Below are 14,454 nucleotides of genomic sequence, written 5' to 3'. Positions count from 1 at the left end.
GAACAGGACCGTGAAACGACTCTACGCCGATGATAGTGCGGATTCCCGTGTGAAAGTAGGTAATCGTCAGGCTCCCTCAAGCCAGAAACCCCCGCCCGAACAGGCGGGGGTTTTTGCATTTGGGGCGGCGGAAATGTATGGTGCGCCTGGTATGGGTTGCAGCTCGTGCTGACAGGCTAAACGGCAGCGGACCTGAGTGTCTGGCCCGCTGCGCTTGCGTCGCAATCGTCGCTTGTCACAGTTACTAACGGTATCGAGTCTCGGGTACTGAGCTCCCTGAGCGATGGTGACTTGCGACGCCCACCATGGGCAATGCACCGATCACATCGGCGTGATGATGAGCCGCTTGGCAGCCCATGCGGCCCGCGCTTTTTGCGGTGACGCCATTCGACTAAACTTGTCCAGGAGCATCGTGACCGTGGGCCGACCGCAGGGTAGTCCCGTTCTGTCGTCGACAAGGAAGACATCGACCGGTGTGTGGTCGATCTCAACGCGCTCAAGAATGTGGGTAACGGGTACCCCGGTCTTCGTGATCTTGAAGCGCCTGTCGGCGCTCGCTTTCCCGTCCTTGAGAATAGCGACGTCGTATTCATCGACTCTGTCGAACAATCGATACAACGTGGATTTGCTTGGGCATGTATGCTGTTGCCGAGTGGATTGCGACCAACCTGCCGTTTGATCGCATCTATATATACGGGGCAAATCGTCCCATACACGTATCGTTCGGCCCCGAACCGGCGAGGCAGATCGTATTCGTGGATCGGAGTAATGGAAGGGTGCGGCCACGAATTGTGCGAGACTTTTCCGCGCTTCCAAGGTAAATCGCGACAACACAATGTTCAGTTTTGTCGGAATGGCGAGCCGACGAATTTGTGACGCCCGGGGCGAGCTTGATCAATTGAACGAGCCACTAAACAGAAAGCCGGCACAAGACCGGCTTTCTGTTTGTGAGGCGTAGGGATGCGCTTCGTAAGGAGATGGACAATCCTGTACCCGGGCAAAATTAGTCTTCCTGTCCCATCATCGGAGCTACGTGGAATGCCTGATGACGGTGCGGATGGATCAACTTCTTGACCTTCGAGCCTGGATCTGACGCTATGATGGTCGCCGCACCTCTAGAAGGCTGGTGCCTGAAAAGAGGTGCGATGCGCGCCAAACAACTTCCGAGAATTTTCACTTAGTGCGACTGCGGTTGTCGCTATTCGTGGGACGTTTTTCACTAATAGTGACTTTCGACACTACAGGTGCAGAAGGTGGTAATTGGTGAAAAGTGCGCCATTGATTTTATTGGATTTTTTCACTAAATCTAACGCGAACATCAAGTCCTTGTCTCGCAAAAAGTGAAAAAATCGGACGGATGTGTCATAAAACGTGAAAACTCTCGAGGGTGGGCCGGCGAGGCCCGTGGGGCAAGGCTCGAGGATGAGCCAGCGTTGTTGAAATCTAGTCCTGCGGCTGTCGCGTTATGACTTATCCGGTCTTGAAATTTGGCGACAATCTGCATAACGATTCCGCATCACTGCTGAGCCGGGGTTGGCGACCAGATCAAGTTCAAGCACGTCTTCAGCTCGCCACCCGGGCCACCATCAGGTATCTGGAGAATCCCGTCGCCACTTCCATCAGGGGGCTTGGATCTCGATGATCGAGCGCTTCGCGGAAGTCACTTCATATCTCCATATGATTAGCGCGATTGACCGGGATACGGCACGGCTGTCGCGCCCTAAATACTACGATGCAGCGGGAAGCCGCTGGGAGTGCAATTGCATGCTACACCCGGTGCGTCGCGCCGACGGAGCGTCGACCTGATAGGCATGAATCGCACAAGCACCGCGAGCGGCGGAAAATCTGCGAGGGTGGGACGCCGCGTCCCGTGAGCTGGCTTCAAATGACCCTGGCCCCGAACACGGCCGGCCCCACTTCGATTCCTCTGTGGAGCACGACCATGAAATCGGATCGGATCTGCGCTGGCTGCGGCGCACCCTTCACTCCGCTCTTGCACATCCCGCATCAACGCTTCTGCTCGGCCAAGGCGTGCCAGCGTGCTCGCCGGCGTGCATGGCAGCACCAGCGCATGCGAGTCGACCCCGACTATCGCGAGAATCAGATCCGCGCCCAGGCCAGCTGGCGGGCCCGACATCCGGACTACTGGCGGCACTACCGCGAGACGCACCCGGCCTATCGCGATCGCAATTGCGCGATGCAGCGACGACGAAATGCGCAGCGCACTGCTAGTGCTGTTGCAAACATGGACGTGTGGCCGGCCCATCGCCCGCTGGCATCTGGGTTTTACATCCTGCGCAACGCGGTTGAGGCCGGCGTTGCAAAGATGAACGCGTGGACGGTGCACATCGCCGTGCTATCTGAGCCGAGGCCTGTTCCGGCGTGATTGCAAAGAGATGACGTGTACGACAAGGGTCTATGGCCTGCTACCTTGGCTGTGTACTCGCTCGCATTCGACGTCATTGCAAGGCGCGACGCGTTCGCCGATATAAATCCCCAGTTGATGTCGGGGATGGCGCAGCGAGGGGCGGTTGCCAGTGGGAGCTGGATCGTGGACCTCGATTGCACATGCGAATCCGTTGACGAGCAGGCCTGCAGAATGCGGGCTGCTGAATACGTCCGGATGTCGACGGAGCATCAGCAATACTCGACGGAGAATCAGCGTGATCGCATTCGCGACTACGCTGCTCGTCGCGATCTCGAGATCGTGCGGACCTACGCCGACGAGGGTAAAAGCGGTTTGCGTATCGATGGGCGCCAAGCGCTGCAGCAGCTGATCCGGGACGTGGAAACCGGCATGGCCGATTTCCAGGTGATCCTCGTCTACGACGTAAGCCGCTGGGGACGATTCCAGGATGCAGACGAAAGTGCCTATTACGAGTACATCTGCCGGCGCGCTGGCATCCAGGTTGCCTATTGCGCCGAACAGTTCGAGAACGACGGCTCGCCAGTTTCGACGATCGTTAAAGGTGTGAAGCGTGCGATGGCCGGTGAGTACAGCCGCGAGTTGTCAGCGAAAGTCTTCGCGGGTCAGTGCCGGTTGATCGAGCTCGGTTTCCGGCAAGGCGGCCCGGCAGGCTACGCGTTACGCCGGATCCTGGTGGACGAGCATGGCCTCATGAAGGGGGAATTGCAACGCGGCCAACACAAGTGCCTGCAGACGGACCGCGTCATTCTGATGCCGGGCCCGGACAGCGAGGTGCGTATCGTCAACCTCATCTACAACTGGTTCATCAATGAGTCACTCAATGAGCACGAGATCGCCGCACGCTTGAACGGCATGAACGTTCAGACGGACCTTGGGCGTCCCTGGACACGAGCAACTATTCGGGAGGTGCTGACCAACGAAAAGTACATCGGCAACAACGTCTACAACCGTGTGTCGTTCAAGCTGAAGAAATCTCGTGTCACCAATCCGTCGGAGATGTGGATACGCAAGGAGGGTGCGTTCGAACCGATCGTGCCGAGCGAAACGTTCTATACAGCGCAGGGCATCATGCGGGCGCGCGCCCGGCGCTACTCGAGTGAGGAGCTTATCGAGCGTCTGCGAAATCTGTACCGAAGCCGAGGCTTTCTATCGGGCGTCGTGATCGACGAAACGGAGGGCATGCCGTCCACCTCGGTTTATGTATATCGCTTCGGCAGCTTGATTCGTGCGTACCAGACGGTTGGCTTCACGCCGGGCCGTGACTATCGTTATATCGAAACGAATCGCTTCATTCGGCAACTGCATCCAGAGATCGTTGCCGAGACGGAAAAAAAGATCGCGGATCTCGGCGGGACCGTGTCGCGTGATCCGGCGACGGACCTGCTGACCGTGAATAGGGAGTTCACTGCCTGCATCGTGCTGTCACGGTGTCAGGTTCGCGGCAGCGGCCGTAACCGCTGGAAGGTACGGTTCGACACGAGCCTGCTGCCGGATATCACCGTGGCAGTCAGGCTGGACCAGAGCAACTCGACTGCGCTCGACTACTACCTGCTGCCGCACATCGACTTTTGGCAGCCTCGTATCAGCCTCGCGGACTGGAATCCGATCGAGTTCGAGAGCTATCGCTTTGACACGCTGGACTACTTATACGGTATGGCACAGCGTGCTCGGCTGAGGAGAAGAGCATGACTCAGCGCGACCAGCCCGGTGAGGTTCGGATGATCCCCATCAGCCAGATCGAGGTGATCAATCCTCGCGAGCGCAATGGTCGCGTCTTCGATGAAATCGTCAGCAACATCAAGACGATTGGCCTGAAGAAACCGATTCTGGTCACGCCACGGGCAACCGCAAGTGGCGTGGAGAAGTATCTGCTCGTTTGTGGGGAGGGACGACTGAAGGCGTTCCGATCGCTCGGTGAAACGACGATACCCGCGCTGGTGGTGAGCGTGAGCGACGAAGACGCGTTCATCATGAGCCTGACGGAGAACATCGCGAGACGGCAATGCCGACCGCTCGAGTTGCTCGCCGGAATTCGCGAACTGCAGGACCGCGGATACGCACCGAAGGCGATCGCCGAGAAGACGGGCCTCACGCAGCACTATGTGCAGGGGATCTTGACGCTTCTGCATCAGGGTGAGGAGCGACTCGTGATCGCAGTGGAGAAAGGCCGAATTCCACTGAATGCAGCGTTATCGATTGTTGGTGCCGGCGACGACGATGAGGCGATCCAAGCGGCACTGCAGGAGGCATATGAATCGGGGAGATTGCGCGGGCGTCAGCTGATGGATGCTCGGCGCGTCATCGAGCGGAGGAAAGCGCTCGGCCGAACGGCGAATCGAAACATGACGCGCAAGGTGATGGACGTGACCACATCGAGCCTTGTCCGAACGTATCAGCATGAAGTTGAGCGGCAGAAAGCGATGGTGCGCAAGGCAGAGTTTACGCAGCAGCGGTTGCTGTTCGTTGTCGGCGCCCTCAGGCAGCTATTTGCCGACGAGAACTTCGTCAACCTGCTGCGCGCTGAGGAGCTGGCGACGTTGCCGAAGTATCTGGCGGAACGTGTATGGCCGAGTGGGAGTCCAGCATGACCGGCGTAGCACTTGGATTCATTCCGGAACCACTGTCCGTTCCGATCACGAACATCCTGCCGTCACGGCGCACACCTGCCGGGATGATGATTTCGCGCAAGTTCAAGCAGATCAGAAGCTCCATCGAAGAGGTGGGTTTGATCGAGCCGCTTTCGGTGACGCCGGTCGACCAAGCATCGGGCAACCACGTCCTGCTCGATGGGCATCTGCGACTGATCGCGTTGCAGGAGCTCCAGTTCAACACCGTCTCGTGCCTTGTTGCCACGGACGATGAAAGCTACACGTACAACAACCGCGTCAATCGACTCTCGACTATCCAGGAGCACTTCATGATTCGTCGGGCCGTCGAACGAGGTGTGTCCCCGGAGCGACTCGCGAAGGCGCTGTCCGTCGACGTGTCGCAGATCATCAAGAGGATGGCATTGCTGGACGGAATCTGTGCTGAAGCGACTGAGCTGCTGAAGGACCGGCAGTTTTCGCCGGAGCTCGCACGAGCGCTACGCAAGATGAAACCGACGCGACAGGTCGAGTGCGTCGAACTGATGGTGGCAGCGAACAACCTGTCTGTCTCGTACGCTGAAGCGTTGCTCGTTGCAACACCGGCCTCAAGGTTGATCGAAGGGAAGAAGCCCAAGAAGCTTGCGGGCGTAAGTCCTGAGCAGATGGCGAAGATGGAGCGGGAGATGAGCAATCTGCAGGGACAGTACAAGGTGGTCGAGGAGACTTATGGACAGGACGTGCTCAATCTTGTGCTGGCAAAGGGCTACCTGGCTCGATTGCTGGAAAATGAGTCCGTGCGGATGTATCTGCAACAGAATCAGGCTGATCTGGTATCAGAGCTTGAGGCGATCGTTGATACGGTCACTTTGGATCAAAATAGACTCGAGCCAGCGGACCAAGGAGTAGAAGGATAAGATTCGGATTCCATATTGAATTGCGGGTACGTCTCAATTCTCAAATCCGGTTTTGGGGTCGAGTGGTGTGCCGGCCGCCGTCGAAATTTGGTTCATAAATAGTTTGCCGAGTTGGCCATCGATGCTAGTGGGTATCTCGACAGATCGACGAACTCGACGGTCGCGATCCTTGCTTACACGGACCGGTGTGTCTATGCTGGGGGTATCCAATCCGTGTACCCCTCGTGTGGACGTGTGCCATCAGGTCAAAATTCGGGCTAGGTCGTGTGACAGCATTGAACTCAACCAATGCGAACTCATGGAAAGGCATTGAAATGGCTGTTAAGGATATGAGCGAAGGGAAGGATCAATTTCCCGACAACCATCAGCAAGACATCTCACCGGATGTAATGGACATGCTTACCGCTCAGGTTCAAAGGATGGTTGACGAATCGGGCAATCCTGCAGGGTTCGACGCTCGATCGTGGCTAAGCGACTGGCTACGCACTCCGGTACCGGCTCTCGATAATCGATTGCCCATAGAGTATCTGGGCAACGCTGAAGGTATTGATCTAGTTTCTCGGATGCTGGCGAGTGCCCAAACCGGTGCATACTGGTAAAGCGTCGAACTCTCTCATCGCGTGGTACAGCGCGAGTTTCACCGGCACCTACAAGTCTTCGGTGTGGTCTGTCCACTATCCACTACATCCAAATCACGAACTTGTAGTGGCCTCGAAAAAACTCTTTGCTTGTGACGAGGCGATGCCCGAGCACTGGTCACAGACAACAGCTAGGTAGTCGATTTCAAGGACCCGCATTGAGAAGCCTTCGTTCATAGCAGCGCTAGCAAGATAGGTCAGATGGAATCGGGTCATGTCGACAGGGCCTTGGCATCGCGCGCAAACCTCTACAGGACCAATACCGGGGTGTGAGATTGGTGTTCTTTCGCGAGCCATGATAATGGGTGCGTGGGCATCTAGGCATGTACGTGAGCAATAGCACTCCAGTCCTTCGGCCTCTCGTACTTCGACCATGGGTGGATCCGTCTCAAAGTGCACGCGGTCCATCTCCCGAATCACCTCAAAAATGGTCGTTCGGAACGCGCATCCGCAGTGAAAGCACTCGTAGACCTCAGAATTTATAGTGCCCATTCCATTTCGCTCACATACGGAATGCTTAAGATAACTACGATATGAGGCCGGTTACCGAAAAACGCTGACGCTCAGCCGTGATCCCTTTCCAGCTTCGCCGCCCGTGTTGCTCGGGTGCGTGGTACCTATGGGCCCAAGCTTGGCTAGCCATCGTGACTTCTGCTTGCGCGCGCATCGCGGAGTTGCGCAAGTTGTTTCTCGGTGAATGGCCCGATCGACCTTTTCAATGCCTCGCATGTGATGAACGACGCATCATTCTCGCAATTTCTGAGCCTGAACGTCACTCTTGCGGTTTTCATCCTATGCCGGTTGTCGACCCGGCCATTGATTGCTTTACAAATAAAACCTTGCTGAGGCTCCCCTGTTCTTCACGTTCCAGGGAGAATATAGGCCGGCATTTCGAAAGTGCCAAGCTGAATTTTGACTTGAGTCGCCGTGCGACATGGCACCTGAATCTCGCGATAAATCACTGAACAACGATAAGCTCGTGTTTTCTGGTCGAAAAATATCCTATATACCATCCTGATCAATAAATTGGGGTCTTAGATCTCCTCTCGACTTCTATGACTGACCGTACCATCGGACTTGATAGAGACATTTGCGCGCACGGCGGTGCCTCAAGAATTACGGTTGGGGAGGCAGCATGACCTGTCGGCAATACACAAATTGGGCCGCCTGAGGCTACCGACGGAGGTGCTACCATGCACGTATTCTGTAACAAAAAAGGGTATCACTATGAGCGAAACAACTTTTACGTTTCGGGTCGATGATGCCCTGAAAATGGCGTTCTCCACCGCGGCGAAGGCCAATGATAGAACGGGCGCTCAGCTCTTGCGCGACTTCATGCGGAACTACGTCGAGCAGCAACAAAAAACAGAGGAATACGACGCATGGCTGAGCGCCAAGGTCGAACGGTCGCGTGCCTCCGCCGACACTGGCAATTTGGAGTCGGCTTCCCAAGTCGACGCCAAGTTCGCAGCGCGTCGTGCTACGGCACGTCGCCGGCTTGATGTGGCGAAATAATGGCATCCATTCCGGATGCCAGAAGTTCATATCATTTCACAGGTTCGGTCTCCATTCTCAATGGTCCTGCGGCATCTGAATCAACATCGAACAGATGACCTTGAAGGCACGTAGATGTCGTAGAGAGACCAGCAGAAATGTCGGAGCGGAGAAAGAAATACTGCCTGCTGCCATCAATTGAGGGGCCGGTGATAGGACGTGTTCCACTTTTGCCGAGCCACGATAGGGCGGCCTGGGTGGAGGTCGCATGCCGCATGGCTATCGACACGAGCGAGACATAGCGCTCCTCGAACTCGTGCAAATTCGCTTCGGACACAAGTTGGAGCATGCGCCCATTCTGCCTGTATTTGGCGCTTCCCAGAATGCCGGATCGGATCAAGTGGTAGGCCACCTCTTCTTTGATGGCTAGCCGCCGTGCAACGGCTTGAGCGGTTAGTCCATCACTGGGAAGTTGACCGGCGTTGGCGATTACCCATTTCGTCTCAGCCTTATCGACAAGGAAAGCACAAATTCCCCGCATGCCGACAGCCCGCCCGACACAGCGTAGCTGTCCGCTAAGTACGGCCCTCATCACCACAAGAAAGGTATCGTTAGCGCGACATAGGTGGCGTAGCACATGTGCCATCGTCCAAGTTCCACTCTCGTTTACTATGCAATCCTGATCTATAGGCAGATTTGACAATCTATCTATTTCGTCTCGAGGAATCATCCAGTTTCCTCGGTCGACCCGACAACGCGGCTCGTGGCGTATCAAATTCACGTCTAGAAGAAGGCGCAGTCTCCTCTTACTGATACAGAGCTGCTGGCTTGCCGATCTCAACGAGAGTGAACTATTTAACCTCGATGCGGCGCTAAGCACATTGCTTCGCTGAGCCACCAGAAATGATCGGCCAGATGGACTCTTTAGGACCCGGCCATCGAGGAAGCCGGTTTCAATCAGATGTCGTAGCTTCTGGCGAGAACGTCTTAATGTCGAGCGGATTTCATTCCCTGCTGCCACGTTGTGTGCCTCGAGTGTTCGATCAAAGCACCGATGCCTGCCATCGATGGACCCGTACCAATGTCCGTTGAGATGAGATTCGAACTCCCTTCTGAGGAAATCGTACCGCCTGTCGTCAAGGACGCGGTACAGCACGTGATAGAGTGGACTGAACCGACGTCGGATACTGGTCTCAGACTCTCTATCCAGATAGCTCCGAAGAAGCGCACGGAATCCATTGGGCCAGTCGTTCAATAGTATTGCGCATTGCTGCACGTATTTGGTTGCAACTCGAAGGTCATGCTGCCCGGCGAGAATGCCAGGCGTTGATTTTGCAAAGCTAGGAATGACTGCCGAGAGCGCATACATCAGTTGCAACGTATTCAACGGCGATAGACGCGCGAGCGGACCATCCAACGTGCTCCTTCCAGGAACTCTCCGATAGCAAAATCTCATGATATTCACCACGGAGTCGTCTGTGATTTCGCTCGACATATCGGTGAACGCCCTTCCGCAGTCGCACGCGAGGAATTTCGCTGACGAAGGCGGTTGGGTTTGCCCGCAGCGGTCACACGTTTCGCGGAGAATTACTTGGTGATGAGGGCAGGCTACGACTAGTTTGAAGGACCACGCGGAACGCATGTACGGCGCGTCACGTAGGCACTCTGGGCACCACCGCTGCCGTTGGTAGTTGATCCAGGTGCGAATATGAGACCGCTGGAATGTCGCACTGCCGCCGATCCACTTCGGCCATGGTGCGTCAGCTTGCGACAATTCGTCCCGCGTGCACCCACAAAGCATCGCCAGATTTTCAATCGTGCACTCTAGATGAGACAAGGCACCGCAAAAGAGCTGGCGGCTGCTCCGGTAGCCGTTGAGGGACGCTATTCGCCCGAGATAGTCGCTTGCGCTCTCGTCCGGATAAGGACGCCCGCGAACAGGTAACCGAAATTGACTCATATGTCCCTCCGTTTCGAGCGATTCTTGACAGGCCCCTTCTCTCCTGCGAGTCCGCTAAAAAATGGCTCACCCGCCTTGTCCAAGCGACGGAAGCAGAAATTCGGATTGAACGGATTCAGGGCGCCGATTCCCTCGTCCCAAATCTCCTCCGAAAACGTCTGCTCGAGAATGCCGACGTCAATCGTTGTCATCGCTCCTCGTAGAGCGCGCTCGAGTCCGCCGCTAAAAAGCTTGATCAGGTAGCTGATACGGCCGTCTGTTGCACAATGTAGTCGTTCAAGAACTTCGTATGACTGAAGATCTAGCGAGCATTTGACCGGAAGATTGTCATTCAACGTTGCCACAAGCCCGACAAAATCTTCGATCTCGGCGGCCGTCGTGATGCCCATGTTCTCGAGAGTGAACGTCGAGCTGAAGCGCCGACGTAACTGCTCGTTGGTCTGAAGCAACAACTTCGATCTCGGAGCCCCAAATAGTGCCATCGGCTTACCTGACGCATCGAACAAATTCTTGATCCAGTCGCCAACTTTATACAGGCCGGGGGCTCTGCTCCTATCCAGCGTCTGTTGAATTTCGTCAACAAGCGTAAACTCGACGCCGCATTGCTTCATCAGCGTCAGGAGACGGTGGGTTCGAGCTGGAGTAGTTCCATGGAACGGCGCTGGATCATGCAGAACTTGAAGTCCGGTCGACACCACGGCGGACGGAGTTGGATTTTCCGGTAGGCTGATGTAGAGCACTGGGACGATATCCCGGTTGTCGCGCGTAAGGGACGGATATTCTTCTCCAATGAGTTTGCACAGCGTCGACTTTCCAGTTCCAGTGTCTCCTAGAATGACTAGAGATTTTTGATGGCCGGATTCTCGATAATAATCTAGAAGATCTTTGATACGTTTGTATGCATGATCGAATTCTGGAAACATGATTGTCTGGGATTCGAATTTCGCAATTAAATCGTAGTGCGAAGTTGATTTTTTACGATTGGCGGGCATAAAACCTCCTTGTTATAGCGATCTACGTGGGCGGCTCTCAAAACGTTTCGGCGCTTTCGGCATGACCGTTTCGCGTTGGACTTTGGGTCGCGAAGGTTGCACGCTCACGAGTTGATGTAGATTTCCGGTTGGTCGATCGCCGTTAACTCCCAGCGTTTTGGCGGCCTTGCGACGTGTCCGCACGCTGCGGGAGGACAATAGCTTATCGATGGACTCCATGAGTTCAATACGAGCTTGCATGAGGTTCTCAAGCACACAATCATTCTTCTGCTGTTCAAGTAGGGCGAGCCGAATCAGCTTGTGTTGTGAGAGTCTGAGGCCGTTGGCATACTCGTAGAGGTTCGCACGTACGAGTATGCGATCCGGGGAATCCGGAGCCCAAACCCAGATTGTTCCAATATCATCTGGGTCGTATGTCACTCTGACCGATATTCCAGGACCATACGTATCGATGATCGGTTGCAGATCGTCACTGGAGTAGTACAGATAGTGTAGATGGATGCCGCTTTTTCCTAAGCGCCGTTCAGTCTCTAAGCCAAGGTTGACGGCGATATCTTCTGCTCGCGGTGGAAGCTGCAGTTCTACGTTCAATTCACCTTCACACCATTTCTGCCACGGAGTCGTACCTATCATGCGATGCGGTGACTGCGCATATATATCTAGGATCCATTTCTCGAGAGCATGAGTAAATTCGCCGACCGTGAACACTGCATGCTTCAGGGGATCGTAGTCTCCGCGCTGATAGAACTTGGCGAAACTTGTGCCTGGTAGCTTGTGCGCGAACCCGTAGTTGAACGTCTTGAGAAAGCGTTCGATGGCACCTTTAAATCTAGGTTGCCGAGGCGGGCAGTACAGAATTCTTATTGCTAAATCGAAGCATGCCGCCTTGAGCGAGTCGCTGTGAAACTCCGAGCCGTTGTCGCATACAAGACAGTCAATTCTGCCGTACGGTCGCCAGTGGTGTTTGACGGTAAGGCCGGGCATCACTGAAGCGCAAGGTTTTTTCGGCAGGATCGCGTTTTTTAGGGCGCGCATCACGGCCAGCGTCGACGCATCGTCGTAGCCAATCGAATATCCCAATGGCATTCGGCTAAACTTGTCCAACAGCATCGTGACGGTGGGCCGGCCGCAGGGTAGTCCCGTTCTGTCGTCGACAAGGAAGACATCGACCGGTGTGTGATCGATCTCAACGCGCTCAAGAATGTGAGTAACAGGTACCCCAGTCTTCGTGATCTTGAAGCGCCTGTCGGCGCTTGCTTTCCCCTCCTTGAGAATGGCGACGTCGTATTCATCGACCCTGTCGAACAATCGATACAGCGTGGACTTGCTTGGGCACCGCAGATGGTCGCATAGAGGTCGGGAGAAGTTTTCGAGATCGAGTTTTTTTACTAACCGTGTCTCCACGTCACCGATCGACCACGCGGGTACCTTGTCGGCGGCTTCGACGAGGCTTTCCATGAACAGGTCGACGACACGTGCGTCGGTGCGCGGATGTCGCGGTCCACGTAAGTCGGTGCGTGGAACGAGCGACCTTGTATCTTTTGAGCGATGATAGGAACGGTACCAGCGATAAACAGCCGACGGGCTTGGCGGTGCGGGATCACCGTCGCCGTTGGCGCTTCTGTATGACTTAGCGAACTCTTTTATCAACGGAGCAAGTGTCTTCGGAGTCAGAGCTGGCCGGCCATACTCCAGGAATTGATCAACATAGTGTTTCCGACGTAGTGCGTCTTCCTGCAACTTGGGGCTGAGCTGGGAAAACGGCCGGCCGTATCGAAGGAGTGCGTCCTGCTCGTTGGTCACAGCTTGGCCCTGGTTGACCCCGTCAGCGACAACGATTCGATTCGCCACGTAAGCATCGAGCAACTCTTGCTTTGATGTTTGGAGCAGCTCACCAGTGACCTCGGCGTCTAGAAAGACTTTGCCGTCGTCGAGGATCCGTGCGATGCGAACCGGGGCGCCGTCGAGCCTAAAAGCGGCGTTCAGCTTCAATGAAAAACCACGCATTTTGATTCTCCGTATGAATAAAAATATCGGTAGTCCTATTGATTTCGCTGTCGAGTGAGCATGTCAGGTATCCAAGCATCAACAGTCCTGATACTGCGTTGCGACCAATGACGCTTATCGCATCGTCGAAAGATCGAACGTCGTTGACATGGAGGAGACGGACGGCACGACGAATCTCGTCGTAGCTCATAGGAGTTAGCGGAGCGCTGCGCCAGAGCAGACGAAGGTTGTTGAGACGAGGTTTCTGTCGGATCGACTTATCCGTAAGAATCGCGAATGCACGGCCGGTGCGATCGAGATGCGCTTCGATGAGATCAAATTTCCTTCGTGTTTGTGGCGCGTTCAGCCGGTTTGCCGGTTTGATCTCGACAAGGATGCGTTGGCCGGAAATGGTTTCGATCTCATAGTCGGGCGTATATCTTCGGGTCCGATCGCCGTCAGGGTAATAGACGCGTTCGGGTTGCTCCCTGTACGACCTGATCAATGGAGACATCTCGAACAGTAAAACCGCATCGCCTTCTAGCATCTCTTCGTGCGCGACCTGGCGACTGTTCTTGCGCGAGGGGAAAAGTCCTCGGACGAACGGGCCTGATCTTGTCGCTACGTCTCGAACCGGCCCATCTGTGGGAGCAGCCGGTTGTTTCGGCCGGACTGAACGGGAGCGGTGTACCTCTCGAAGCTTGCTACGCGATATTTCGAGATGGAATAACTTGCCGAGCCTCTTGCTGGCATCTGGCCTACGAGGTGTCGTCGTCTTTTTCATGATTCAGGGCAAAAGAAAGGCTGTCCGCTCGGACAGCGGATTCAAAAAAAAGCACCAATTTGAGGGCGTAGCTACATCCTGCCGTGGGCGTTATCCACAGCAAACCGGTGCGATGAGCCCGAAGGACGGCTTGACGACGAGGGGGGAGGAGAAGACACTCACGAGTGCGACCACGGAGCAGCGTTCAGCTCTCCACCAAGCGGGGCAGACCTTCGGGTTTGTTCCGCTTTTTACATTTCTGCGCCCTCCTTGTCTTTTCTGATGACGCGGCCGAGCACTGGTCGCTCACCGAGCGTGACGGTGCCTCTGCGCCACGTCTCAATCAACTCCCTCATGACACGGATCTGAGCATCGCTCAGTAGATCCAGCTCCCTCCAAAGCTCGCCGCACAGGCGATATGCGTCCGACGAAGCTGTTTGGGGAATGGTGTAGTGACGCCGAGATGCTTCCAGCTCGCTCAGTAGGCCAGCGAGCTCATCGGCAGAGAGTCGAAGATATCTTGCGAGACGGTCAACGAAGTCGCGTGAAGGCGGCCCCTTTATCCCAAGTTCCAAGGCAGATACGTAGCTCTGTTCGAAGCCCATTGCTTCGGCCAGGTCCTTTTGGCGCACTCCGTAACGGAGTCGCAGCGCCCGAAGTCGTTCGGAAAAGGGGCTCAATGCTTTCCTCG

The 14,454-nt window shown here is 55.4% G+C and carries 12 protein-coding genes and 1 pseudogene; 6 read left to right on the top strand and 7 right to left on the bottom strand.

All coding sequences use genetic code 11. The annotated features are described in order from the left end of the window. Positions 1-321: 321 nt before the first annotated feature. On the bottom strand, positions 322-618 hold the full coding sequence (locus WS96_RS05220) for a hypothetical protein (protein ID WP_156443582.1): 297 nt from the start codon (positions 616-618) through the stop codon (positions 322-324). Positions 619-1,942: 1,324 nt separating this feature from the next. On the opposite strand from WS96_RS05220, the gene WS96_RS31875 reads away from it, so the two are divergent. The 6 genes from WS96_RS31875 to WS96_RS05200 all read left to right on the top strand — a co-directional run bounded on the left by WS96_RS31875 (position 1,943) and on the right by WS96_RS05200 (position 8,083). Then, positions 1,943-2,386, top strand: coding sequence for a hypothetical protein (locus tag WS96_RS31875; RefSeq protein WP_059473586.1), 444 nt, complete (start codon positions 1,943-1,945; stop codon positions 2,384-2,386). A gap of 117 nt (positions 2,387-2,503) precedes the next feature. After that, complete coding sequence (locus WS96_RS05215; RefSeq protein WP_059831079.1) at positions 2,504-4,117, top strand: recombinase family protein; 1,614 nt, start codon at positions 2,504-2,506, stop codon at positions 4,115-4,117. Beyond that, positions 4,114-5,016, top strand: a complete 903-nt coding sequence (locus WS96_RS05210) for a ParB/RepB/Spo0J family partition protein (RefSeq protein ID WP_059831069.1) — start codon at positions 4,114-4,116, stop codon at positions 5,014-5,016. Before WS96_RS05215 ends, WS96_RS05210 begins: the two co-directional genes overlap by 4 nt. Further along, entirely contained in the window at positions 5,013-5,930 is a 918-nt protein-coding gene (locus WS96_RS05205) for a plasmid partitioning protein RepB C-terminal domain-containing protein (RefSeq protein ID WP_038764694.1), read from the top strand. The genes WS96_RS05210 and WS96_RS05205 overlap by 4 nt, the downstream gene beginning before the upstream one ends. Before the next feature lie 266 nt (positions 5,931-6,196). Beyond that, positions 6,197-6,529: an MbcA/ParS/Xre antitoxin family protein gene (locus tag WS96_RS31870; RefSeq protein WP_257127939.1), complete on the top strand. Its 333-nt coding sequence runs from the start codon at positions 6,197-6,199 to the stop codon at positions 6,527-6,529. Positions 6,530-7,795: 1,266 nt separating this feature from the next. Continuing rightward, positions 7,796-8,083 carry a CopG family ribbon-helix-helix protein gene (locus WS96_RS05200; protein WP_038764571.1) on the top strand — a complete coding sequence of 96 codons (288 nt, stop codon included), beginning with the start codon at positions 7,796-7,798 and terminating at the stop codon, positions 8,081-8,083. Between the two features lie 31 nt (positions 8,084-8,114). On the opposite strand, the gene WS96_RS34355 is transcribed toward WS96_RS05200, so the two are convergent. From WS96_RS34355 to WS96_RS34845, 6 genes and pseudogenes are all read right to left on the bottom strand, one after another. Then, positions 8,115-8,792, bottom strand: a complete 678-nt coding sequence (locus WS96_RS34355; RefSeq protein ID WP_257127938.1) for a hypothetical protein — start codon at positions 8,790-8,792, stop codon at positions 8,115-8,117. An 867-nt stretch (positions 8,793-9,659) separates the two neighbouring features. Beyond that, positions 9,660-10,022: pseudogene (locus WS96_RS34850) on the bottom strand (TniQ family protein); the annotation flags it as partial. Further along, a complete protein-coding gene (locus tag WS96_RS31860; RefSeq protein ID WP_082720191.1) occupies positions 10,019-11,014 on the bottom strand; it encodes a TniB family NTP-binding protein in 996 nt (331 codons plus the stop codon). The gene WS96_RS31860 and the pseudogene WS96_RS34850, both read right to left, overlap by 4 nt. A 12-nt stretch (positions 11,015-11,026) precedes the next feature. Further along, positions 11,027-13,021, bottom strand: coding sequence for a Mu transposase C-terminal domain-containing protein (locus WS96_RS31855; RefSeq protein WP_082720190.1), 1,995 nt, complete (start codon positions 13,019-13,021; stop codon positions 11,027-11,029). Then, positions 12,984-13,547 carry a TnsA endonuclease N-terminal domain-containing protein gene (locus WS96_RS31850; RefSeq protein ID WP_218920979.1) on the bottom strand — a complete coding sequence of 188 codons (564 nt, stop codon included), beginning with the start codon at positions 13,545-13,547 and terminating at the stop codon, positions 12,984-12,986. Before WS96_RS31850 ends, WS96_RS31855 begins: the two co-directional genes overlap by 38 nt. 467 nt (positions 13,548-14,014) lie before the next feature. Further along, entirely contained in the window at positions 14,015-14,443 is a 429-nt protein-coding gene (locus tag WS96_RS34845; protein ID WP_040142622.1) for a helix-turn-helix domain-containing protein, read from the bottom strand. Positions 14,444-14,454: the final 11 nt, after the last annotated feature.

The sequence above is a fragment of the Burkholderia sp. MSMB1835 genome (assembly GCF_001526365.1).
In the GTDB taxonomy this organism is placed as follows: domain Bacteria; phylum Pseudomonadota; class Gammaproteobacteria; order Burkholderiales; family Burkholderiaceae; genus Burkholderia.
Note: the sequence above shows the minus strand (reverse complement) of the source record. Positions and strands in the feature narration are given on the sequence as shown.

Excerpts from the sequence above, each read along its gene's own strand:
- WS96_RS31875 (WP_059473586.1), top strand. The coding sequence starts at position 1,943 with ATGAAATCGGATCGGATCTGCGCTGGCTGCGGCGCACCCTTCACTCCG.
- WS96_RS05215 (WP_059831079.1), top strand. The coding sequence starts at position 2,504 with ATGTCGGGGATGGCGCAGCGAGGGGCGGTTGCCAGTGGGAGCTGGATC.
- WS96_RS05210 (WP_059831069.1), top strand. The coding sequence starts at position 4,114 with ATGACTCAGCGCGACCAGCCCGGTGAGGTTCGGATGATCCCCATCAGC.
- WS96_RS05205 (WP_038764694.1), top strand. The coding sequence starts at position 5,013 with ATGACCGGCGTAGCACTTGGATTCATTCCGGAACCACTGTCCGTTCCG.
- WS96_RS05200 (WP_038764571.1), top strand. The coding sequence starts at position 7,796 with ATGAGCGAAACAACTTTTACGTTTCGGGTCGATGATGCCCTGAAAATG.
- WS96_RS34355 (WP_257127938.1), bottom strand. The coding sequence starts at position 8,792 with ATGATTCCTCGAGACGAAATAGATAGATTGTCAAATCTGCCTATAGAT.
- WS96_RS31860 (WP_082720191.1), bottom strand. The coding sequence starts at position 11,014 with ATGCCCGCCAATCGTAAAAAATCAACTTCGCACTACGATTTAATTGCG.
- WS96_RS31855 (WP_082720190.1), bottom strand. The coding sequence starts at position 13,021 with ATGCGTGGTTTTTCATTGAAGCTGAACGCCGCTTTTAGGCTCGACGGC.
- WS96_RS31850 (WP_218920979.1), bottom strand. The coding sequence starts at position 13,547 with ATGCTAGAAGGCGATGCGGTTTTACTGTTCGAGATGTCTCCATTGATC.